This window comes from Pectobacterium sp. CFBP8739 (assembly GCF_013449375.1).
Lineage (GTDB): Bacteria > Pseudomonadota > Gammaproteobacteria > Enterobacterales > Enterobacteriaceae > Pectobacterium.
The window spans coordinates 1-21,849 of the sequence record NZ_JACDRR010000016.1; the positions used below are offsets into that span (position 1 = coordinate 1).

Annotated in this window: 22 protein-coding genes and 1 pseudogene; 16 read left to right on the forward strand and 7 right to left on the reverse strand. The window is 52.1% G+C overall.

Annotated features, from left to right (window positions below; all coding sequences use genetic code 11):
• Positions 1-184: 184 nt before the first annotated feature.
• Positions 185-1,000: a sugar-phosphatase gene (gene yidA / locus H0247_RS13370; protein WP_180742980.1), complete on the forward strand. Its 816-nt coding sequence runs from the start codon at positions 185-187 to the stop codon at positions 998-1,000.
• Positions 1,001-1,143: 143 nt separating this feature from the next.
• Here yidA and H0247_RS13375 read toward each other — a convergent pair whose 3' ends face one another.
• Positions 1,144-2,040: a LysR substrate-binding domain-containing protein gene (locus tag H0247_RS13375; protein WP_180742981.1), complete on the reverse strand. Its 897-nt coding sequence runs from the start codon at positions 2,038-2,040 to the stop codon at positions 1,144-1,146.
• A gap of 142 nt (positions 2,041-2,182) precedes the next feature.
• Between H0247_RS13375 and H0247_RS13380 the strand changes: the two genes are divergently transcribed.
• The 7 genes and pseudogenes from H0247_RS13380 to H0247_RS13410 all read left to right on the forward strand — a co-directional run bounded on the left by H0247_RS13380 (position 2,183) and on the right by H0247_RS13410 (position 9,779).
• Positions 2,183-3,733, forward strand: coding sequence for an ABC transporter substrate-binding protein (locus tag H0247_RS13380; RefSeq protein WP_180742982.1), 1,551 nt, complete (start codon positions 2,183-2,185; stop codon positions 3,731-3,733).
• 111 nt (positions 3,734-3,844) lie between these two features.
• Positions 3,845-4,024 (forward strand): annotated as a pseudogene (locus H0247_RS13385) (dihydrodipicolinate synthase family protein); the annotation flags it as partial.
• Between the two features lie 101 nt (positions 4,025-4,125).
• Positions 4,126-5,079 carry a nucleoside hydrolase gene (locus H0247_RS13390; RefSeq protein ID WP_180742983.1) on the forward strand — a complete coding sequence of 318 codons (954 nt, stop codon included), beginning with the start codon at positions 4,126-4,128 and terminating at the stop codon, positions 5,077-5,079.
• Position 5,080: 1 nt separating this feature from the next.
• On the forward strand, positions 5,081-6,058 hold the full coding sequence (locus tag H0247_RS13395; protein WP_180742984.1) for a nucleoside hydrolase: 978 nt from the start codon (positions 5,081-5,083) through the stop codon (positions 6,056-6,058).
• Positions 6,058-7,035 carry an ABC transporter permease gene (locus tag H0247_RS13400; RefSeq protein ID WP_010296900.1) on the forward strand — a complete coding sequence of 326 codons (978 nt, stop codon included), beginning with the start codon at positions 6,058-6,060 and terminating at the stop codon, positions 7,033-7,035. The genes H0247_RS13395 and H0247_RS13400 overlap by 1 nt, the downstream gene beginning before the upstream one ends.
• On the forward strand, positions 7,032-7,940 hold the full coding sequence (locus H0247_RS13405; RefSeq protein WP_180742985.1) for an ABC transporter permease: 909 nt from the start codon (positions 7,032-7,034) through the stop codon (positions 7,938-7,940). Before H0247_RS13400 ends, H0247_RS13405 begins: the two co-directional genes overlap by 4 nt.
• A gap of 39 nt (positions 7,941-7,979) precedes the next feature.
• Positions 7,980-9,779, forward strand: a complete 1,800-nt coding sequence (locus tag H0247_RS13410; protein ID WP_180742986.1) for an ABC transporter ATP-binding protein — start codon at positions 7,980-7,982, stop codon at positions 9,777-9,779.
• Positions 9,780-9,815: 36 nt separating this feature from the next.
• Here the strand turns inward: H0247_RS13410 and H0247_RS13415 are convergent, their stop codons facing one another.
• Both H0247_RS13415 and H0247_RS13420 read right to left on the reverse strand, forming a co-directional pair.
• On the reverse strand, positions 9,816-10,115 hold the full coding sequence (locus H0247_RS13415; protein WP_010281167.1) for a helix-turn-helix domain-containing protein: 300 nt from the start codon (positions 10,113-10,115) through the stop codon (positions 9,816-9,818).
• On the reverse strand, positions 10,102-10,488 hold the full coding sequence (locus H0247_RS13420) for a type II toxin-antitoxin system RelE/ParE family toxin (protein WP_094370760.1): 387 nt from the start codon (positions 10,486-10,488) through the stop codon (positions 10,102-10,104). The genes H0247_RS13415 and H0247_RS13420 overlap by 14 nt, the downstream gene beginning before the upstream one ends.
• Before the next feature lie 321 nt (positions 10,489-10,809).
• Here H0247_RS13420 and dgoR point away from each other — a divergent pair, with 321 nt between their 5' ends.
• The 8 genes from dgoR (at position 10,810) to H0247_RS13460 (ending at position 18,561) form a co-directional block, all read left to right on the forward strand.
• Entirely contained in the window at positions 10,810-11,508 is a 699-nt protein-coding gene (gene dgoR, locus H0247_RS13425) for a D-galactonate utilization transcriptional regulator DgoR (protein WP_180743075.1), read from the forward strand.
• The gene (locus tag H0247_RS13430; protein WP_180742987.1) at positions 11,505-12,401 is read left to right on the forward strand and encodes a 2-dehydro-3-deoxygalactonokinase; all 897 of its coding nucleotides are present in this window, start codon (positions 11,505-11,507) and stop codon (positions 12,399-12,401) included. The genes dgoR and H0247_RS13430 overlap by 4 nt, the downstream gene beginning before the upstream one ends.
• A complete protein-coding gene (locus H0247_RS13435) occupies positions 12,385-13,002 on the forward strand; it encodes a 2-dehydro-3-deoxy-6-phosphogalactonate aldolase (RefSeq protein WP_180742988.1) in 618 nt (205 codons plus the stop codon). The genes H0247_RS13430 and H0247_RS13435 overlap by 17 nt, the downstream gene beginning before the upstream one ends.
• Entirely contained in the window at positions 12,999-14,147 is a 1,149-nt protein-coding gene (dgoD, locus tag H0247_RS13440; RefSeq protein WP_180742989.1) for a galactonate dehydratase, read from the forward strand. Before H0247_RS13435 ends, dgoD begins: the two co-directional genes overlap by 4 nt.
• A gap of 389 nt (positions 14,148-14,536) precedes the next feature.
• A complete protein-coding gene (locus tag H0247_RS13445) occupies positions 14,537-15,826 on the forward strand; it encodes an MFS transporter (protein ID WP_180742990.1) in 1,290 nt (429 codons plus the stop codon).
• A 311-nt stretch (positions 15,827-16,137) separates the two neighbouring features.
• Positions 16,138-16,992 carry an MBL fold metallo-hydrolase gene (locus H0247_RS13450; RefSeq protein WP_180742991.1) on the forward strand — a complete coding sequence of 285 codons (855 nt, stop codon included), beginning with the start codon at positions 16,138-16,140 and terminating at the stop codon, positions 16,990-16,992.
• 8 nt (positions 16,993-17,000) lie between these two features.
• Positions 17,001-17,234, forward strand: a complete 234-nt coding sequence (locus H0247_RS13455) for a hypothetical protein (protein ID WP_180742992.1) — start codon at positions 17,001-17,003, stop codon at positions 17,232-17,234.
• Between the two features lies 1 nt (position 17,235).
• On the forward strand, positions 17,236-18,561 hold the full coding sequence (locus H0247_RS13460; RefSeq protein WP_180742993.1) for an MFS transporter: 1,326 nt from the start codon (positions 17,236-17,238) through the stop codon (positions 18,559-18,561).
• 110 nt (positions 18,562-18,671) lie between these two features.
• On the opposite strand, the gene H0247_RS13465 is transcribed toward H0247_RS13460, so the two are convergent.
• From H0247_RS13465 to ssuD, 4 genes are all read right to left on the reverse strand, one after another.
• The gene (locus tag H0247_RS13465; RefSeq protein ID WP_180742994.1) at positions 18,672-18,929 is read right to left on the reverse strand and encodes a YdgH/BhsA/McbA-like domain containing protein; all 258 of its coding nucleotides are present in this window, start codon (positions 18,927-18,929) and stop codon (positions 18,672-18,674) included.
• A gap of 172 nt (positions 18,930-19,101) precedes the next feature.
• A complete protein-coding gene (gene ssuB / locus H0247_RS13470) occupies positions 19,102-19,902 on the reverse strand; it encodes an aliphatic sulfonates ABC transporter ATP-binding protein (protein ID WP_180742995.1) in 801 nt (266 codons plus the stop codon).
• Positions 19,899-20,693 (reverse strand): aliphatic sulfonate ABC transporter permease SsuC, encoded by a 795-nt coding sequence (gene ssuC / locus H0247_RS13475; protein ID WP_180742996.1) that lies wholly within the window; start codon positions 20,691-20,693, stop codon positions 19,899-19,901. The genes ssuB and ssuC overlap by 4 nt, the downstream gene beginning before the upstream one ends.
• A 10-nt stretch (positions 20,694-20,703) precedes the next feature.
• Entirely contained in the window at positions 20,704-21,846 is a 1,143-nt protein-coding gene (gene ssuD / locus H0247_RS13480; RefSeq protein ID WP_180742997.1) for an FMNH2-dependent alkanesulfonate monooxygenase, read from the reverse strand.
• Positions 21,847-21,849 lie beyond the last annotated feature (3 nt).

Sequence of the window (21,849 nt, forward strand, 5' to 3'; positions counted from 1 at the left end):
GCAGCGTCTTTACGATCTATTCGTTACTCCCGCTCTACGGACTTTGTCAGCAACCTCAGCCGTGCTTAACTGCACGGCTTTTTACGTTGTGCATCATACGCCTGTCACCCTGCTGTATTTCACTAACGACTTCATCGCTGAATCGCGTTAGCATGAAAACAGATAACTTGATGCTGGAAAAACTATGTCTGTAAAACTGATCGCTATTGATATGGACGGGACGTTGCTGACGCCCCAAAATCAAATTTCACCTACGGTAAAAGCCGCGATTGCCGCTGCCAGAGAGAAAGGCGTGCAGGTGGTGCTGGCTACTGGTCGTCCTTACATCGGCGTTGAACGTTATTTGATGGAGTTGGATTTGCAGCAGGAAGGCTGTTACTGCATCACCAACAACGGTGCGCTGGTGCAGCGTACGATCAACGGTGACTGCGTAGCGCAAACCGCGTTGAGCTTCGATGATTATCTCTATTTCGAAGCGCTGGCCTGCAAACTGGGCGTCCATTTCCACGCGTTGGACTTCAATTTCGTCTATACCGCTAATAAAGACATCAGCCCTTACACCATCCACGAATCTCACCTGACCGGGATGCCGTTGAAGTATCGTGCGGTAGAGGAAATGGATCGCAGCCTGACTTTCCCGAAAGTGATGATGATTGATGAGCCAGAGATCTTGGATCGCGCCATCAGTCAGTTGCCACCGGAAGCCTTTGAACGCTACACCATCATGAAGAGCGCCGAATACTATCTGGAAATTCTGGATAAGCGCGTCAACAAAGGTGAAGGCGTGAAGATGCTGGCGGAGCACCTCGGCATTCCACGTGAAAGCGTCATGACTCTGGGCGACCAGCAGAACGATCTGGCGATGATTCGCTATGCGGGTATCGGCGTCGCGATGGGCAACGCTATCGACGAAGTGAAAGAAGCCAGCCAGTTCGTCACCAAAACCAACATGGAAGACGGTGTCGCTTATGCGATTGAGAAATTTGTGCTGAATGCCTGATTATTTACAGATAACGTCGAATAGCCATCAATGATGGCTATTTTTATTAAATAATAACCGTGCTATCTATTTTTTATAAACGCATTCCCAACCCGTCATTGTTTAGTAAACACATTAATAAAAATAACGAATTTGGCTGGAAATTATTTTAATTCCAGACTATCCGTTATTTTTTCTTTCATAACCTTAGTGATGTGATTCACTACCTGGCTGCGGGGGATTTGCGGGGGATAAACCGCGCAATACGCCATTTTTATATCAGGATTGAAAGGCTTAACAATAACGGGCGAAGGGCTATTCAGCGCGGTAATAAAATCCACCACGCCGATGCCGACGTTTCTTGACGCCAGCACGCAACAGTTAGCCATTGAGGTTTCGATGGGGTTATGCAGATAGATTTGCTCTTTTCTGGCCGCGATGTCGATCTGTGCTCGCAGTGGCGTGGTTCTGCCAGGCAAAATCGCACGTGTGGCAGCCAGATCGGCGAGTGTAATTTCATCCGCAGTGGCAAGCGGGTGACCTACCGCTAACACCGCGACCGCACTGGCGTCTGCCAGCGGTTCGGCCTCAAATCCTTTGATGCCCAACTGGCCAAAAATAAACCCCACGTCATAGTGGTTTTCAGCAATCGCGTCCGTAATACGACTGCTGCTTTCGATGTCCAGAAACAGGGACAGATCGGGGTATTTCTTGAGTAAGGTCGGGAGAAGCTGATCTGAACAAAGAAACGAGAGCGCATGAACCGCCGCGATGCGTAGTATGCTGCCTTTGGCGTGCCGAATTTCATCGGCAATCAGCCCGATTTGATCCAATCCTAAGTAAAGGCGCTCGACTTCCCGGTATAGCTTCATCGCCTCGGCGCGTGGAATCAGGCCGCGCCCGTCTCTATCAAATAATTTCAGATTCAGCGCGTCTTCAAAATCTTTAATGAGCCGACTGACGGCGGGCTGGGTGATGTACATCATGTTGGCGGCGGCAGTGATGCCTCCGGTGAGGATGACTTTATGAAAGGCTTCAACCTGACGGGGATTGATACGCATGCTCGCCACCTTAAAACATAACATTTAGTTATCAATTTAACACAAAATGCAATTTTTCATTATCCAATCTGGCGCATAGACTCACAATCATAAGATTTAATACACTTCACTCGTAATCAATCATGGAATAGAGGGTTAGTGAATGAAGAAATCAACGCTGGCGTTATTGTTTACCGTTTTATTTTCATCTTCACCTTTGGTTTATAGCGCGGACCTGAATATCGGTTTGGCTTCCTCCACCACATCAATGGATCCGCAGTTTTATGTGAGTGGGGCGAATAGCGCAATGGCGCGCAATATTTTTGACGGTTTGGTTGTACAGGATGAAAAACAGCAGATTGCACCTGCCCTGGCAACCAGTTGGAAAGTGATTGACGACAAAACGTGGGAATTTGTATTGCGTCCTGGCGTTAAGTTTCACGACGGCAGTGATTTTACGGCTAAAGATGTGATTGCCAGCATTAAGCGTGTTGCGCTGGCATCAAAAAACAGCCCTAGCTCTTACGCACCTTACGTCAGCGACATTGCTGAAGTAATAGAAGTTAATCCACTAACGGTGCGGATTAAGACAAAAGAGGCATCGCCGCTGCTGCTGAATAATTTAAGTCGGATTTCCATTTTACCGGCCCGACTTGAAAACGTCCCGACGGAAACGTTGAATTCAGGAAAAGAGGTGATTGGTACAGGGCCATTCAAATTTGTTTCCTGGGTGCCGGATGACCGGGTAGTCCTTAGTCGTAATGACGATTACTGGGGAGGAAAAGCAGAGTGGGACAACGTTACTGTCCGTGTATTTAAAAACAGTAGTGCACGTGTAGCAGCCGTATTATCCGGTGATGTGGACATGATTGAAAACGTTCCAACAGCCGACAGCAGTAATATTGAAAAAAATCAGCAGTTAAAAACGATTTCAACACCAGGGAATCGTGTTATTTACCTTCACATGGACCAGCAGCGAGAGGAATCACCGTTCGCCAAAGGTCCTGATGGTAAAAACCCATTACTAAAAAAAGAAGTACGCCAGGCGATGTCTTTAGCGATTAATCGTCAGGCAATCGTCGACCGTGTGATGGAGGGGCAGGCTGTTGTTGCCTCTCAGCTTGTACCGAAGGGGTACCCAGGCTATTCCGCATCCATTCCTGCGCCGGTTTACAATCCGGAGAAAGCCAAACAGGAACTGGCGGCGGCGGGTTACCCCGACGGCTTCACGCTGACCTTCCACGCGTCGAACGATCGTTATCCTAATGATTCTAAAATTGCTCAGGCCATTGGCCAAATGTTCACACGTGCCGGTATCAAAACCGAAGTCGTTACGATGCCTGGCAGTGTGTACTTCTCACGTGCGTCTCGTCTCGAATTCAGTTTGATTATGGGCGGGGCCGCGGTTGAAACCGGGGAAGCTTCTGGCGTATTGGGGCCATTGTTAGAAACCTTTGGCCCCAATGCAGGACAGGGTAATCGTGGTCGCTATTCCAATCCTGTCTTTGATAAAACGCTGAACGAAGCACGCGTCACGCTGGATGAAACCAAACGTGATGCGCTGCTGGCTGAGGCGATGAACATTGGCATGAACGATCTGGGGGTCATTCCGGTGATGTTCCTGTCTAACACTTGGGCGATGAAAAAGCAGTACACCTACGTAGGCCGTTCCGATGCCTACACGCTGCCGTACTTCGTCCGTTCCGCAAAATAGTTACCTTTCAGCGATGACCTAAAAGGGGTGAGATTTTCACCCCTTATTACCGATAACAAGGGGAGCGGAGTGAATACATTTAGCGGTGTTTTTCCCTATCACTCTGCGGCTCAGCGCCCGCTGTGGCGCATCAATGAAATCTTTGCCCGTTATTCTATTGCCGGCTGTATTAAAGCGGCACTGCAATTGCAGGGATTTGCGGTAGGCGATCCGTTGCCGCCTCAGTAACCGTTGGATGAAAAGGCGCGTAAGGAGATCGCGGATGTTTTAGCGTCTGTCGATTCTCTATAGCGTCAATTTACTTGTTATTTTTCACGCTGTAGAGGTGTGGGGTTTTCTGCACCTTGAAGTTTGGTAGTACCTATTAAAAAGAGAAAAGGAATCATCGAAGGATGAGCGTGTTACCTATTATTATTGATTGTGATCCGGGGATAGATGACGCAATTGCGTTATTAAGTGCATTTGTGGCACCAGAGTTGGAGATTCGCGGTATTTGCACGGTGTGCGGTAACCAACCGTTGGACAAAACGGTGCGTAATGCGCTGCAAATTGTTGAACTGGGTCAGCGCACGGATATCCCCGTTTTTGCCGGCTGCCATCGTCCGCTGCTGCGCGCCCCTATTCATGGCCAGTTTCACGGTGAAAGCGGACTGGGCCAGACGGTGCTGCCTGCGCCGCAAAAACAGGCCGACGCGCAGCATGCCGTGAGTTTTATTATTGCGCAGTGTAAGCAGGCAATCGCTGACGGCACGCCGATCACGCTCTGTACGTTAGGGCCGTTAACTAATGTGGCCATGGCGTTGCGTATGGCGCCTGAGATTGCTGACGGTATTGCGCGCATTGTGATGATGGGCGGCGCCTACCGTGAAGCAGGCAACCGCAGCCTGACGTCTGAATTTAATATGCTCGCCGACCCACAGGCGGCGAAAATAGTGTTTGATTCATCGATTGCCCTTGTCGCGCTACCGCTGGATGTCACGCATCAGGTGATTTTGACGCCGGAATTGGTGGCGCGTTTCATCGCGCTATCCGGGCGGATTTCCGCGCCGTTGGGTGAAATGATGGCGTTTTGGGATCGCAATGACATCCGTCGCTATGGTTCACGCGGTGGTCCGCTACACGATCCGCTGGTCATTGCCTGGGTGCTGGCGCCACACTGTTTCACGACGGAAAAAGCCAGCGTTTACATTGAGCAGGAAAGCGAGCTGTGCATGGGGCAGACCGTTGCCGATTGGTATGGAAAAACGGACCGTCAGCCGAATGTGGATGTGGTGACGGGGGTTGATGCCAAACAGGTTGTCGAGCTGTTTGCTGACCTATTGAGCCGCTATGGAGAGGGTGTCTGACATGGTTCAAGAACGCATTATTATTGATACCGATCCCGGCGTTGACGATGCGATAGCCATCTGGCTGGCATTGACCTCACCCGAGCTAGACGTACTGGGGATTACCGTGGTGGCAGGTAATGTGCCGCTTGCCGCCACATTGCCGAATGCGTGTAACGTCGTGGGTGTGACGGGCAGAACTGATGTACCTATTTTTGCTGGTGCTTCACGCCCGCTCATCCGCGATCAGGTGTTCGGTAAATACGCCCACATCGGCAAGTTTTCTGCTGACTGGGTACCGGCGAGCACGCTGTCGCCGGAACAGGAACACGCTGTTGATTTTCTGGTGCGGATGACGCGCCAGGCGGCGGCCGACAATAACCCCATCACCATTTGCGCACTTGGTCCGCTGACGAATCTGGCGTTGGCGCTGTGTTTCCATCCTGATGTCGCGCGCGGCATCAAACAGATTGTTTCCATGAGCTGTGCCTTTACCGCGATGGGGAATCGCGTACCGTGGGCGGATTTTAACGTCTATGCCGATCCGCATGCGGCAGACATCGTTTTTTCTTCCGATGTTCCCCTCGTCATCATGCCGCTGGATGTGACCTTTCAGGCATTAATTCAGACGGAACAGGTTGAGAACATCGAACGCAGCGGCGGCGCGCCGGGTAAGGCGATGGCCGCGCTGTTGCGCATGTTTGATCGTAGTGAAGTGGAGCGTTTTGGTCGTGAAGGTGGACCGATTCATGATGCAACCGTCATTGCGTGGCTGTTGAAGCCTGAGCTGTTCAAGTCAAAACACGTTCGCATTGGGGTAGACGTTTCCGGTAAGACCATGGGTTACGTGTTTGCCGATTTTTATAACAAGCTGGGTGAGCCAGCGAATGCGCTGGTCATGCGGGAAATCGACGAACAAGGATTCCTCGGGCTGGTTGCCGATCGCCTGCGTCGCTATGGCTCTGAAGCTGACACAATCAATGGATCTGAGGAGCGCTGATGGTCGCCTACCTGCTTAGCCGAATCGGACAAACGCTGCTGACGCTGGCTGTGATGTCGGTGCTGGTGTTTGTGGGTGTTTATCTGGTCGGTAATCCGGTCGATATGCTATTGAGTGCGACGGCCACGCCAGCGGAACGGCTGGCGGTGATTCAGTCCTTTGGCCTGGATAAGCCCGTCTGGGAACAGTACGGGCTGTTTGTCTGGAACGCCTTGCAGGGCGACATGGGCAACTCGTTTATCTTTAACCAACCCGCGCTGACGCTCATTTTTCAGCGCATGCCCGCCACGCTCGAACTGGCGATGGTGGCGTTCGTGATGGCGCTGGTTGTCGGTATTCCGCTGGGGATCTACGCTGGCCTGAAGCCGGACAGCGCGGTGTCCAAATCCATCATGACTTTCTCTATCCTCGGCTTTAGCCTGCCCACGTTCTGGATTGGGCTGGTGATGATCATGCTGTTCAGCGTGAAGCTGGGCTGGCTGCCGTCCTCCGGTCGGGGCGATACGCATGAGTTATTCGGTATTCCCTTCAGTTTTCTGACCCGCGATGGTCTCGAACACCTGCTTTTACCTGCGTTTAACCTCGCGCTGTTTAAAATCTCGCTGGTTATCCGTCTGATGCGTGCGGGCGTGATGGAGTGTCTGCAACAGGATTATGTGCAATTTGCCCGCGCGAAAGGGCTGTCGGAAACCCGCATCGTGCTGGTTCATGTGCTGCGCAACACGCTGATTCCACTGATTACCGTGCTGGGACTGGAGCTGGGATCGCTGATCGCGTTCGCGGTGGTGACGGAAACCATTTATGCCTGGCCGGGCATGGGCAAGCTGATTATCGACTCGATCGCTGTGCTCGACCGTCCGGTCATCCTGGCTTATCTGATGATTACCGTCGTGATGTTCAGCGTGATTAACCTGCTGGTCGATTTGCTGTATGTGCTGGTCGATCCGCGCGTGCGGCTGGGAGGAGACAAGGGATGACGGGGAATACGATACACCAGCCCGCTGCCGTGCAAAAAAACGCTCATCCGGTGATGCGCGTGATGGTGGCGCTGATCGGCGATAGGCTGGCGCTGTGCGGACTGATTATGCTGGCGGTCTTCGTGCTGCTGGCTCTGCTTGCCCCACTGCTGTCGCCGCAAAATCCCTACGATTTGATGCAGCTCGACATCATGGATGGCCGACTTGCGCCGGGTGCGCAGAGCATGGCGGGCATGACGTATTGGCTGGGGACGGACGATCAAGGGCGCGACCTGTTCAGCGCGATTCTGTACGGCACCCGTATCAGCCTGATGGTGGGCTTCTCCAGTGCGGTGTTTGCGCTGCTGATTGGTGCCTCGTTGGGGCTGATTAGCGCCTACGTCGGCGGAAAAACGGATGCCACGATCATGCGCATCGTCGATATCCAGCTCAGTTTCCCGCCGATCCTGATTGCACTGATCCTGCTGGCGGTGCTGGGGCAAGGGGTTGATAAGATCATCATGGCGCTGGTGGTGACCCAGTGGGCTTACTACGCGCGCACGATTCGCGGGTCGGCGCTGGTGGAACGTCGCCGCAGCTACGTGGACGCGGCGCGCAGCATGGCGCTGTCCAACCGGCGCATCCTGTTTCGCCATATTTTACCGAACTGTCTGGCACCGCTGATCGTAGTGGCGACGATGCGCATCGCCTACGCCATCATGCTGGAAGCCACACTCTCGTTTTTGGGGATCGGGCTACCCGTGACGGAACCGTCACTGGGGCTGCTGATCGCTAACGGTTTTGAATACCTGATGTCGGGCGACTATTGGATCAGCTTCTTTCCGGGGCTGACACTACTGCTGCTGATTGTGGCAATCAATCTGGTCGGGGATGCGCTACGCGACATCCTCAACCCGCGGAATTAATCTGTGGGAACGCCCATAGGAATGAGGGGTAACGAACACATGACAGCGCCGATTATGTCCGTTTCGCATCTGACCACCGCCTTTCAGGTGAACGGCGAGTGGATGAACGTGGTGCGGGATTTGTCCTTCACGATTGGCGAGAGAGAGACGGTCGCCGTGGTGGGAGAATCTGGTTCAGGTAAAAGCGTGATGGCGAAATCCATCATGCGCTTGCTGCCGCCCAGCCAAAGCCGGGTTGAGGGTCAGATTCATTTCGGCGACACCGAACTGCTGTCGCTCCCCAATAAAGCGATGCAGGATGTGCGTGGCAACCGTATCGGCATGATTTTTCAGGAGCCGATGACCAGCCTGAATCCGGTCTTGCCGATTGGCTACCAGATTACGGAAGTGCTGCGCCGCCATCGCGGCATGGGCAAAGCCGAAGCGCGCGCCGAAGCGGTGCGCCTGCTGGAGAAAGTACGCATTCCGGCGGCCAAATCGCGGCTGAACGAGTACCCGCAGAGCTTTTCTGGTGGGATGCGTCAGCGCGTAGTGATTGCGATTGCGCTGGCCTGCCATCCGAAGCTGTTGATTGCCGATGAACCGACGACGGCACTGGACGTCACGATTCAGGCACAAATTCTGACGCTGATAAAAACCCTTCAGGAAGAAGAAGGGATGTCGGTGCTGTTTATCACCCACGACATGGGCGTGGTGGCGGAAGTGTCCGACCGCACGCTGGTGATGTATCAGGGTGAAATGGTGGAAAACGCCGCCACTCGGGAGATCTTCCATCATCCGCAACAGCCCTATACTCGTATGTTGCTCTCTGCTGTGCCCAAATTAGGTTCGATGTCCGGTAGCGCATGGCCGCAGCGCTTTCCGCTGGTCGATCTCAAAACGGGTGAGCGCCAGCCGGTGCCGGAAGCGGTGAACACCGTGTCGGGTGAGGAACCGGTGCTGACGGTCAAAAATCTGGTCACCCGATTTGATATCCGATCAGGTTTTTTCCGTCGGCTATCCGGGCGGGTTCATGCGGTGGAAAATATCTCGTTCGATCTCTGGCCGGGCGAAACGCTTGCACTGGTTGGGGAATCGGGCTGTGGTAAATCCACCACGGGGCGGTCGATTATTCGCCTCAATGACGTCGTCGGCGGCGACATTCAACTGCTGGGAAGAAATATCCTGACGGCGGATAAACGTGAGCTGACCGAGTCGCGGCGGCAGATTCAAATGGTGTTTCAGGATCCGTATGAAAGCCTGAATCCGCGTATGCGGGTGGGGGAAGCCATCGCCGAACCGATGCTGCTGCACGGTCTGGCGACCCGACAGAATGTGAATGCGAGAGTGAGCGAATTGCTGGTACAGGTGGGATTATCCGGCGATATGGCTTCGCGTTTCCCGCACCAGTTCTCCGGCGGGCAGCGGCAGCGCGTCTGTATTGCCCGCGCGCTGGCGCTGGAGCCGAAAGTGATTATTGCCGATGAATCGGTGTCGGCGCTGGATGTGTCCGTCAAGGCGCAGGTCATCAACCTGATGCTGGATCTCCAGCAGAAGCTGGGGCTGTCATTCCTGTTTATCTCGCACGATATGGCCGTTGTCGAACGAATCAGCCACCGCGTGGCGGTGATGTATCTCGGCGAAATTGTGGAGATCGGGCCACGTTCGGCGATCTTCGACAATCCGCAGCATGACTATACCCGGCGTCTGATTTCCGCTGTGCCCGTGCCGGATCCGGACACCCGCCCGGTGCGCAATATCACCAATGATGAACTGCGCAGTCCGGTACGCGCCCCTGATTTCCATCCTCCCGCACGTCGCTATAAGCAAGTCGGAGAGGGGCATTTCGTTCTGGAGTGAACGAATCGCGCTTACTGAAAATCCAGAACGACTTAATTACAAAGTAAGCGCGATACGCTTACCATCAGGCAAGGTCACATCGAGCGTAAGCTTGCCGCCTAGGGCAGTGACATAGCGTTTCAGCGTTGACAGTTTTGGGTCATTTTCGACCTTCTCCATCTTAACAATAGATGGCTGCTTGACGCCCAATGCTAACGCAAGCTGAGTCTGCGACATGTTCAGCTCCTCGCGTAATTTCGCTAAAGTGATTTCCTGACGGATCTCAGCCGTGCGCGCTTCAATGCGAGCGCGGCTCTCCGGTGAACGTTTAGCCATCATTTCTTTAAGCGTCGCCATCTTCTTTTACCTCCGGTGATATCAGATGCGATGCAAACTCAGCGTCTGCGATCTTAATCATACGTTCGTAGAACAACTTTTCATCTTCGCCTTTCTTATCTCCCGCACATAAAACAATCGCTTTACGTGTCCGGTCAAACGCGAAGAATGTTCGGAATGGGTGGCCGCCAACCTGAACTCGAAGCTCCTTCATATTTTTGTATTTTGAGCCTTTAATCTGATCAACCTGTGGTCGCCCTAGCTGTGGGCCATCCTCTTCGAGTATAGCGAGGTGTGCCAAAATCTCTTCCTGTACCGTTTCAGTTTGCTCATCAAACCACGTATCGAATAGTGCCCGTGTGACTATTTCCCATGCCAATCTGTAAACCTCCATGTCCTACACGCCGTAAATACATTATAACCCACAGGCTATATTAGCAAGCAATCCTTGTTAGGAATAATGGAGCCGCCTTCCACTTTCGCTCGATCCATTCCCTCTGGATGTTGAAATCTGGTAACACGTGATGTTGCTAAATTGTATTTATTGTCCGTTTTGTGATCCAGATTGTAGTACAACACATATAAATGGTACTACAATCAGGCCAAGAAAAGAGGGAAGGATGCGGTTATTGTGCAACAGTTCGACGACGTCAGGCGGCATGGCGGGTAAAGTAAGTGCAGTGATATCAATCCGTTTTGTCTCGTTGAGGTGATGATGAATAAGCAAGAATTAAGCAAAACCGACCGCATCATTCTGGATATTGGCCAACAGATCGTTGGCGGCAAATACGCTCCGGGTACGCCGTTACCCGCAGAAGCTGAGCTGTGTGAAGAATTTCAGACCTCGCGCAACATCATTCGCGAAGTGTTCAGAGCGTTGATGGCGAAAAGGCTGGTGGAAGTGAAACGGTATCGCGGCGCGTTTGTGGCCGCGCGTAACCAGTGGAATTACCTGGATACCGACGTTTTGCAATGGGTTCTGGCAAGCGATTACGACCCACGGCTGATCAGCGCGATGAGCGAAGTACGTAATCTGGTGGAGCCGACGATTGCCCGCTGGGCAGCCGAACGTGCGACCTCAAGCGAACTGGCGGTGATTGAAGCGGCGCTGAACGACATGATCTCCAACCATCAGAATCGTGACGCATTTAATGAGGCGGATATTCGTTTCCATGAGGCGGTATTGGCGGCGGTACACAACCCTGTGCTACAGCAGCTAAGCGTTGCTATCAGTTCGTTGCAGCGTGCGGTATTTGAGCGCACCTATATGCCGGACAACGACAACATGCCACGGACATTGCGTGAGCATCAGGAACTCTACGATGCCATTCGGCATCAGGATATTGAAGCAGCAGAGCGGGCGGCATTGACCATGATCGCCAGCTCAACCAAACGGTTAAAGGACATTACATGAGTGAAAGCTATATCGCTGTTGATTGGGGTTCGACCAACCTGCGGGCGTGGCTGTACCTAGATGGCGTCTGTATCGACAGCGTGAAGTCTGAAGCGGGCGTCACACGTTTAAACGGCCAGACGCCGCAGCAGGTTTTTCAACAGATCGTAGCGCCGTGGCAGCAGCACAACGTGCCTGTCGTGATGGCGGGGATGATCGGCAGCAATGCAGGCTGGCTGTCCGTGCCTTATCTGTCCTGCCCGACTCGCCTGACGGAGGTCGCTCATCGTCTGACGCGCGTGGAAGAAGCCAAACCGCTAGCCGCCTGGATCGTGCCGGGGCTGAGTATTGCGCAAGACGATAACTGCAATGTGATTCGCGGTGAAGAAACCCAACTGATTGGCGCCTATAGCGAATGTCCTTCGTCGCTTTATTTGATGCCGGGAACGCATTCTAAGTGGGTGCGGACCGATGATAGCAATGTGCTGGATTTTCGTACGGTGATGACCGGTGAACTGCACCATTTGCTGATGACGCAATCGTTAATTGGCGTGGGGCTGACTGAACAGCAGCCTTCCCCGGAGGCTTTTCAGCACGGGCTGGAACAGGGCTTTGCCGATGACAACATCATCCGTTGCCTGTTTGAAACTCGTGCGGCGCATGTGCTGGGGCGTCTGGAAAAAAGCGCCGTCAGCGACTGGCTGTCTGGGTTACTGATTGGTAACGAAGTCTCACAAATGCAGCGTCAGTATCAGGCAGCCGCAGGAGAGGCTATCACTTTAATCGGCTCTCCGGCTCTGACGGCGCGCTATGAAAAAGCATTACAACAAGCTGGATTACGCTGTCAGTTGCTAGATGGCGATCGGGCTTTTCAGGCAGGAATAAGGAGCATTGTTAATGAGCTGGAATACTAATCTTCCCTTGATTGCGATTCTGCGTGGGATTACGCCGGATGAGGTGCTGGAACATGTTGCGGCGCTGCTGGATGCCGGATTCGATGCGGTGGAGATCCCACTGAATTCACCGAACCCGTATGAAAGTATTCAACTGGCGGTAGAGCATTTTGGCGATCGTGCTCTGATTGGCGCAGGTACAGTCCTGAAGGCGGAGTATGTCGACAAGCTACAAGCTATTGGCAGCAAGTTAGTCGTCACGCCTAACATTTCTCCTGACGTGATTCGCCGTGCGGTGGACTACGGCATGATGGTGTGCCCTGGCTGCGCCACTGCGACGGAGGCCTTCACTGCGCTGGATGCGGGTGCGCAATCGCTGAAGATTTTCCCGTCATCCGCGTTTGGGCCTGACTACATCAAGGCACTGAAAGCAGTATTGCCAAAAGACGTTCCCGTCTTTGCCGTCGGTGGCGTCACGCCCGAAAATCTGAAGGATTACCTTCGTGCGGGCTGCATCGGTGCTGGGTTAGGCAGCGATCTGTATCGAGCCGGTCAGTCGGTAGATGTGACCGCACAAAAAGCACAAGCATTTGTTAACGCCTATAAGGACGCAGTTCAATGAAAATTACCAAAATCACCACGTACCGGCTACCGCCACGCTGGATGTTCCTGAAGATTGAAACCGATGAAGGGGTTGTCGGTTGGGGTGAGCCGGTTATCGAAGGCCGTGCGCGTACCGTTGAAGCTGCGGTTCATGAGCTGTCTGACTATCTGATTGGGCAAGACCCAGCGCGCATCAATGATATCTGGCAGGTACTTTATCGCGCGGGTTTCTACCGTGGTGGCCCAATCCTGATGAGTGCCATTGCGGGTATCGATCAGGCATTGTGGGATATCAAAGGTAAAGTGCTGGGTGTGCCGGTTTATCAGCTACTGGGTGGACTGGTGCGCGATAAGATCAAGGCTTATAGCTGGGTAGGCGGCGACCGTCCTTCCGAAGTCATTGATGGCATCAAGAAACTGACTGCAATTGGTTTCGATACTTTCAAGCTGAACGGCTGTGAAGAGATGGGCATCATTGATAACTCGCGCAAAGTGGATGCGGCGGTGGCCGTGGTCGCGGAAATCCGCGAAGCCTTTGGCAACAGCATCGAGTTCGGTCTGGATTTCCACGGTCGTGTGGATGCGCCGATGGCAAAAATCCTGATCAAAGAGCTGGAGCCGTATCGTCCGCTGTTCATTGAAGAGCCTGTGCTGGCTGAACAGGCGGAATACTATCCTCGTCTGGCGGCGCAAACCCATCTGCCAATTGCGGCGGGCGAGCGTATGTTCTCACGCTTTGATTTTAAACGCGTACTGGCAGACGGCGGCCTGGCCATTATTCAGCCTGACCTGTCTCATGCGGGCGGTATTACTGAGTGCTTTAAAATTGCTGCCATGGCTGAGTCCTATGATGTGGCGTTGGCACCACACTGTCCATTAGGTCCAATTGCGCTGGCTTCTTGTTTACATCTCGACTTTGTCGCGCGTAATGCGGTATTCCAGGAGCAGAGTATGGGCATCCATTATAATAAAGGTGCCGAGCTGTTGGATTATGTCGTCAATAAAGAAGACTTTGCCATGACCGATGGCCATTTCTATCCGTTGAATAAACCAGGCCTCGGTGTGGAAATTAACGAAGAGTTGGTGATTGAACGTAGTAAAAATGCACCAGATTGGCGTAACCCGGTGTGGCGTTATTCTGATGGCGCCGTTGCAGAGTGGTAATACCCGCCATTCGAGTAGACTTTCCTGAAACTCGAATGATTTAGGGTTTAACAAATACAATAGGTTAGGTGTTGAGTAACCGGTAATACATAACGCATTTCCCCGGCGCGATGGAATAGAACAATCATGGATTATCACGAAATACATTATTTCGTGAGGGATTACTGTTTTATTTTATTAGCGTCGGGGAAAGTAATCTTCCATTTATTATGAGCCACCACTGGGATTTTAAGAATAAAACGCCATTATAAATAGAGGAATATAGTGAGCGTGCGAGATTATTTATTTCATTAGAAAAATAAAGCATACCAACTGCTGGTGTTGTTGAACGTTCAAAAATAGCGGGCGATAAATATCGCAGCCCGTTTAATAAATAACAGGAACATAAGATGGATATGACAGTAACTACCCGTCCTACAAAACGGCGTTATCTCACCTTATTGATGATTTTTATTACAGTCGTCATCTGCTATGTGGATCGGGCTAACCTAGCTGTGGCATCGGCACATATTCAGGAAGAGTTCGGCATTACAAAAACACAGATGGGCTACATCTTTTCCGCCTTTGCCTGGACCTATACATTATGCCAAATCCCCGGCGGCTGGTTCCTCGACCGTGTTGGCTCAAAGGTCACTTATTTCATCGCTATCATGGGATGGTCGATTGCTACGTTACTGCAAGGTTTCGCCACGGGTCTGGCATCGTTGATTGGTTTACGTGCTGTAACTGGGCTGTTTGAAGCGCCTGCGTTTCCGACCAATAACCGCATGGTAACCAGTTGGTTCCCTGAGCAGGAACGTGCTTCCGCCGTTGGTTTTTATACGTCAGGTCAGTTTGTTGGTCTGGCATTCCTGACGCCATTGCTGATCTGGCTTCAGGAAGTCCTGAGCTGGCACTGGGTATTCATTGTCACTGGCGGCGTTGGTATTGTCTGGGCAATTATTTGGCACTTTGTTTATCAGTCACCGAAGAAAAGCAAGGGAATCAACCAGGCCGAACTGGATTACATTGCTGAAGGCGGTGGTATGGTCGATGGCGATGCGCCAACCGAGAAAAAAGCGCGTATGCCGTTGACCGCAGCCGACTGGAAACTGGTGTTTAACCGTAAGCTGGTTGGCGTATATATCGGGCAGTTTGCCGTGACCTCTACGCTGTGGTTTTTCCTGACCTGGTTCCCTAACTACCTGACACAGGAAAAACACATTAGCGCCCTGACGGCTGGCTTTATGACGACGGTGCCTTTCCTGGCGGCGTTCGTTGGCGTGCTGCTGTCTGGGTTTGTAGCGGACCGTCTGGTGCGTAGCGGAAAATCGATTGGTCTGGCACGTAAAACGCCGATTATCTGTGGTCTGTTGATTTCCACCTGCATTATGGGTGCGAACTATACCAACGATCCGGTGTGGATTATGACGCTGATGGCGCTGGCGTTCTTTGGCAATGGTTTTGCCTCCATCACCTGGTCGCTGGTGTCGTCGCTGGCGCCGATTCGTCTGATTGGCCTGACGGGCGGTATCTTCAATTTTGTCGGCGGTCTGGGTGGTATCACGGTGCCATTGATCATTGGCTATTTGGCGCAGGATTACGGTTTTGCTCCGGCACTGACCTACATTGCTGGCGTGGCGCTGGTCGGCGCGTTGTCTTATATCTTACTGGTAGGTGAAGTGAAGCGTGTAGGGTAATACGCGTAACTCACGTGCTGTAGATAATAGCAATAATGAATGATGAATAAATATGGTGCCGTACTGGCACCATATTTACTGCACTGCCTTTCTATTTGTGTACTGATATTTTTTTATATCATTATGTAATCTTAGGGAAATATATTTATTTACTGCTATAGCCGATTTCCTGGAAATAAAATAATTTAGGTCATAGAACTGAAAGTAATGAAGTGTTGATTATTTAACGTAATCAAACGGTGTCAGACGGGTATTACAGTGTCCTAATATATTAACAGAGAAATAAATCATCGCGGAACAGGGAAAAACTTATGCCGTATAAATTAAGAGAAAGATCAACGATTCGAGATGAAATAACAAAAACCCATGTTCCTTATGGTGTTTTGGCCATTTGGAGTCTCGGTCAGGCTGGGTTTGTATTAAAGAACAGTGAAGATCATATACTGGTTATCGATCCTTATTTAACGCATTCCATTGAAATTAATAAACCTGGAACTGAGTTTGTTCGAGAGTTTGATCCCGTTATCCAGCCAGAAGATATTTCATGTGCTGATGGGATACTCATCACTCATCATCATGATGATCATATGGATCTCTCGACACTGGAAGGCATTGCCGCGGTGCGAGCAGATATGCCATTTTATATTCCTTCCGTCGATGCCGATACGTTAATACGCGACAATACGAATATTCAAAAAAATGTTCGTCCAGCACTGACTGGCGTAGAGTTTAGCGTCGGTAGTTACCGTATTAAACCGATTCCTTCGGCGCATAGTGATTATGAAAAAAATGCGCAGGGTCACGATCGTTATTTAGGGTATGTGATCAGTACAGATAATTTGTCGTTCTACCACAGTGGTGATTCGTTACTTACCCCAGAATTAGAGGCGGAAATAACCGCGCTGGCACCGGATATTGTTGCGTTGCCAATTAATGGCGGTGATTACAGTCGAGAGAAAAGAGGCATCATCCCGAATATGAATTTCAGAGATGCGGCGGATCTTTATAACCAATCTAAAGCGGATATGATGCTGCCTTTTCATTACGACATGTTCGTCTGTAATACGGATAACCCCTGTTATTTCGTAGATTATATGCTGTCAGCCTATCCAGGGAACAAATTTCATCTCATGGTTCCCGGTGAGCGATTTATTTATATGAAATAGGTGGTTATATGAATAATGTTCAAGGCCAATTTAGTGATAATCCTTCCAGGATTACCTTGATTAGACGTGAATTAGGGCTAATGGTTGTCGCTGGTTTACTGGTTAGTATATTAATCGCATGGGCAACAGTGGGGATATTTGAAGGTAGTTTTCTTATTCGTTTTATCTATGCAGCTTCGGGCATCGTTTCATTAAACGTCATCGCCTATTTTGTGAAAGTTTATCGACAAACAAGGGGGTAATATGTTTGGTTTTAAAGTGCCAAAAGGTGCCCGTGCAAGCTGGGTTATGCTATTCCTGACGTGGCTGCTATGGGTAATGAATGCGAACGATAGAGAAATTATGTTTCGCGTACAGCCTTCAATTATTAATGAGTTTAATCTAACGGGTGTTGAATGGGGCTACCTTGTCAGTTTGTTTTTTCTTGCGTATGCATTGGTTGCACTGCCAGCCGGTATTATCGCTGATAAGATAGGTCGTGGCTGGAAAAGAAAAAAAAGCCAAGTGTGGTATATGATTATTTTTACCACCTTCTCCATTTTAGTCGGCATTAAAGCGACGTGTTTGCATTTGTGGCAATTCGTTCTTTGGCGTGTATTAGGAATGGGTGCCGCAGGCGGCGCTGAAGTCACGAATATTGCACAATGTTCAGAGTATTGGCCGAAGGAGCATCGCGGATTCGCCCTGGGCTTGCATCACACTGGTTATCCTGTTGGTGCTTTACTGGGTGGCCTAGCGGCTAGCTGGATATTAGCAACGTTTGGCAGTGAAAATTGGCGCTTAGTCTTTTTGTTTACCCCGATCATTGGCTATGTACTTGCGGTGATGCTGTGGATGTTCGCGACACCGAAGAGCTATCAGGAAGTGAACGACTATGCCCATGCTCATGGACTAACGGCACCTTCTGATGAACCAGAGGAAGTCTTAACATTTAAAGAGCAACTCGCTGAGACAAAAAGCGTTCTGGCTAATCGCAACATCTTGCTGACCGTCATTGGTGCCGGCTTGATCAACTTTTCCCAAACCGTAGGCTTGTGGTTCCTCGCGCCTTATGTTGTGTTCACGATGAACCAGCAAGATACTTTTGGTGCGATTATCGGTGTTGTGCCTTATATCACGGGGTGGTTTGGCCAGTTATTTTTTGGTTATATCTCGGATCATATTGGACGTAGAAAAACGCTGATTTTCTTGTCTGCCTGGTATGCAATCTGTGTGTTCTCTTTAATCTTTATTTCCGGAATTAGCATGCTGTGGGTTGTTCTGCTGATGTGGGGATTGGGGTTGAATGCGGTATTCCCTGTGTACTATGCAATGATGGCCGATCATGCGCCAAAAGCTTCTGGTTCAGCCATGGGCTTGTTGCTGATGCTGACATTCCTGGGGACGCTCCCAGCTTCACCACTGGCAGGGTGGTTGATCGACCATTTTGGCGGTTGGGGTAGTGCTCAGGGTTATCTCGCAGGGTTTGTTGTTGGCTCAATTGCGGCGCTCTTGGCTGCAATCCTACAATACTTCACACGGGATAGTGATTCAGCACGCGATAGTACAACCGTGAAAGCGCATCATTAATACCGAGTTATCTAAACGATCAGGGCGTAAGAGGCGGCTTGATTGAAAAACGGACTTTCCTGTTAATTGAGGAAAATCCGTTTAATTTTTTGATTGTTTATCAGCAGCCATTATTTGTAGATAACGGCGACGCCGCGCAGTTGGTTGTCACCCGTTGCAGACGTGATAGTGAAGGCGCTGGCACCCGCTTTTTCTGCTTTCTGAGCTAGCTGTGCTTGCAGTGAATCTAGGCTGTGTGCCGTTGCGGTGACTACGCCTACTTTTTCCAGACGCTGTGCCTGTTGTGATGAAACTTGATCGGCTGCGAAAGTACCGAAAGACAGAGTAGACAGTACGGCAGCAGCGGCGAAGAATTTTACGTTTTTCATGTGATGTATCCTATTCAATGTTGTTTGGAGTGAAAGGACATTTCCTTTCGATGAAGAGGATATTACGCCGCTGTGGAGAGAAGGAAAAACGGAGTGATTTGAGGATATATGTCAATATTTTTGATGATAAGTCTGGCGATAAGATACACAGTCTCGATCGCCAGAACGAAGGCTATATTGCCGCCTGCTGGGGTAGCGGAGGCGCGGAGGGTGCCAGCACGCGATCCAATACGCGAGCTTCCAGTTCCGCTAGCTTCGCTGAACCGCGACGCCGCGGCCTAGGTAAATCGACCGTAATATCCAGCCCCACGCGCCCTTCTTCGATCAGAATCACCCGGTCGGCCAGCGCAATAGCTTCGGAGACATCGTGCGTCACCAGCAGTACGGTGAACCCGTGTTGGAGCCACAGATTTTCGATCAGGCTTTGCATCTCAATGCGGGTCAAGGCATCCAGCGCCCCCAGCGGTTCATCCAACAGCAGCAAACGCGGATGGTGAATGAGCGCGCGTGCCAGCGCGACGCGCTGTTTCTGACCGCCGGACAGCGCCGCAGGCCAGTCGTTGGCACGATCCGCCAGCCCGACGGAGGCCAGCGCCTCCTGCGCTTTCTCATGCCAGTTGCCGCGCAGCCCCAGTCCGACATTATCGATGACCTTTTTCCACGGCAGCAGGCGCGCTTCCTGAAACATCAGCCGCGTGTCGTCTTTCGCGCTGCTGAGCGGCGCGGTGCCTGTCAGCAATTCACCGCCGCTCGCCGCCTCCAGCCCGGCGAGCAGACGTAGTAGCGTGCTTTTTCCGCAGCCGCTGCGCCCAACGATGGCAATAAACTGACCGGAAGGAATGCGCAACTGTACCTCATTCAGCACGGTGCGATTACCGTAATGCTTGGTAATGCCATCCAGCGTGAGTGGCGTCCCTTTCGTGAGCGGCGACGGTGAATGTGTGTGCGTTGCGGAAGCGGTAAAAGCAGTCATGATGCGTCCCCCGATGAGGTTTGATAAGCCGGATTCCAGCGCAACCATATGCGCTCCAGTCCCTGTGCACTGATATCGGCCAGCTTACCGAGCAGCGCGTAAAGAATGATGGCAACCACCACCACGTCCGTTTGCAGGAACTCGCGGGCGTTCATGGCGAGGTAGCCGATGCCGGAGTTGGCAGAAATCGTTTCCGCGACGATCAGCGTCAGCCACATAAAGCCCAGTGCAAAACGAATGCCGACCATGATGGACGGCAGCGCACCGGGCAACACCACCTGAGAGAACAGACTCAGGCCGGACAGTCCGTAGCTGCGCGCCATCTCCAGCAGGCCGCGATCGATGTTTTTAATGCCGTGATAGGTGTTGAGATACACTGGGAATAGCGTGCCTAACGCCACCAGAAAGATCTTGGCCGCCTCATCAATGCCGAACCACAGAATGACCAGTGGAATCAGCGCCAGATGAGGAACATTGCGGATCATCTGCACTGAGCTGTCCAGCAGACGCTCACCCCAGCGCGACAGCCCAGTGATAAAACCGAGCACCAATCCGATACTGCCGCCGATAGCGAACCCGATCAGGGCGCGCCAGCCGCTGATCGCCAGATGCTGCCACAGCTCGCCGCTAGAGATGAGCGACCAGCCTGCGGTAATCACCGAACTGGGCGCAGGCAGAATCCGGTTAGATAGCCAACCGAACTCGACGGATATCTGCCACGCAACCAGTAGCGTTACGGGGAGCAGGAAAGGTGCAAAGCGCTGTGCCAGTGAAGAGAACGTTCTTGCCATGATCGATTCCTCAGCTTTGCGAGACTTTACGTGGCACATAGCGGTTAGCAATCAGCTCTCCCACAGTATTCACCGTATGCAGCGGCGTGGGCTGCTGCGCCAGATCGAGGTGCGGGAACAGCAGTTCGCCCACGCGATACGCTTCTTCCAGATGCGGATAACCGGACAGAATAAAGGTATCAATGCCGAGATCGGCGTATTCCTGAATACGCTCGGCCACCGTCGGGCCATCGCCAACCAGCGCCGTGCCCGCACCGCCGCGTACCAGACCGATACCCGCCCACAGATTTGGGCTGATTTCCAGCTTGTCCTTTTTGCCGCCGTGCAGCGCGGCCATGCGCTGCTGACCGACAGAATCGAAACGTGCCAGCGCCGCCTGTGCATCGGCGATGGTTTTGTCATCCAGATGGGAGATCAGCCGATCGGCAGCCTGCCAGGCTTCTTCGGTGGTTTCCCGCACGATAACGTGCAGGCGAATACCGAAGCGAACCTCACGCCCCTGCGCCGCCGCTTTGGCGCGGACTTCCGCCAGCTTTTCTTTAACCTGCTCAGGCGGTTCGCCCCACGTCAGGTAGAGATCGACCTGCTCTGCCGCCAGATTCTGCGCGGCCTCGGAAGATCCGCCAAAATAGAGCGGTGGACGCGGCTGCTGCACGGGAGGGTAAAGTAGTTTGGCGTCTTTGACCTGAATGTGTTTCCCTGTGAAATCAACCGTTTCACCTTCCAACAGCCTGCGCCAGATGTGGGTGAATTCCGCCGAGGCTTCGTAGCGCTCTTCGTGGCTGAGGAACAGCCCTTCGGTGGCCAGTTCTTCCGGGTCGCCGCCGGTCACCAGATTGAACAGCGCGCGTCCGTTAGACAGCCTGTCCAGCGTCGCGGCTTGACGTGCGGCGATAGTGGGGGAAATCACGCCGGGGCGCAGGGCTACGAGAAATTTTAGCCGCTGCGTCACGGGAATGAGCGAGGCGGCAACCAGCCAGGAATCCTCGCAGGATCGGCCTGTCGGTAGCAACACACCACCAAAACCTTGCCGCTCGGCGGCTTGTGCCACCTGTTGCAGATAGCTGTAGTCAACATGACGTGCGCCCTCGGTGCTGCCAAGATAGCGACCGTCTCCGTGGGTGGGCAGAAACCAGAATACGTTAAGACTCATGGT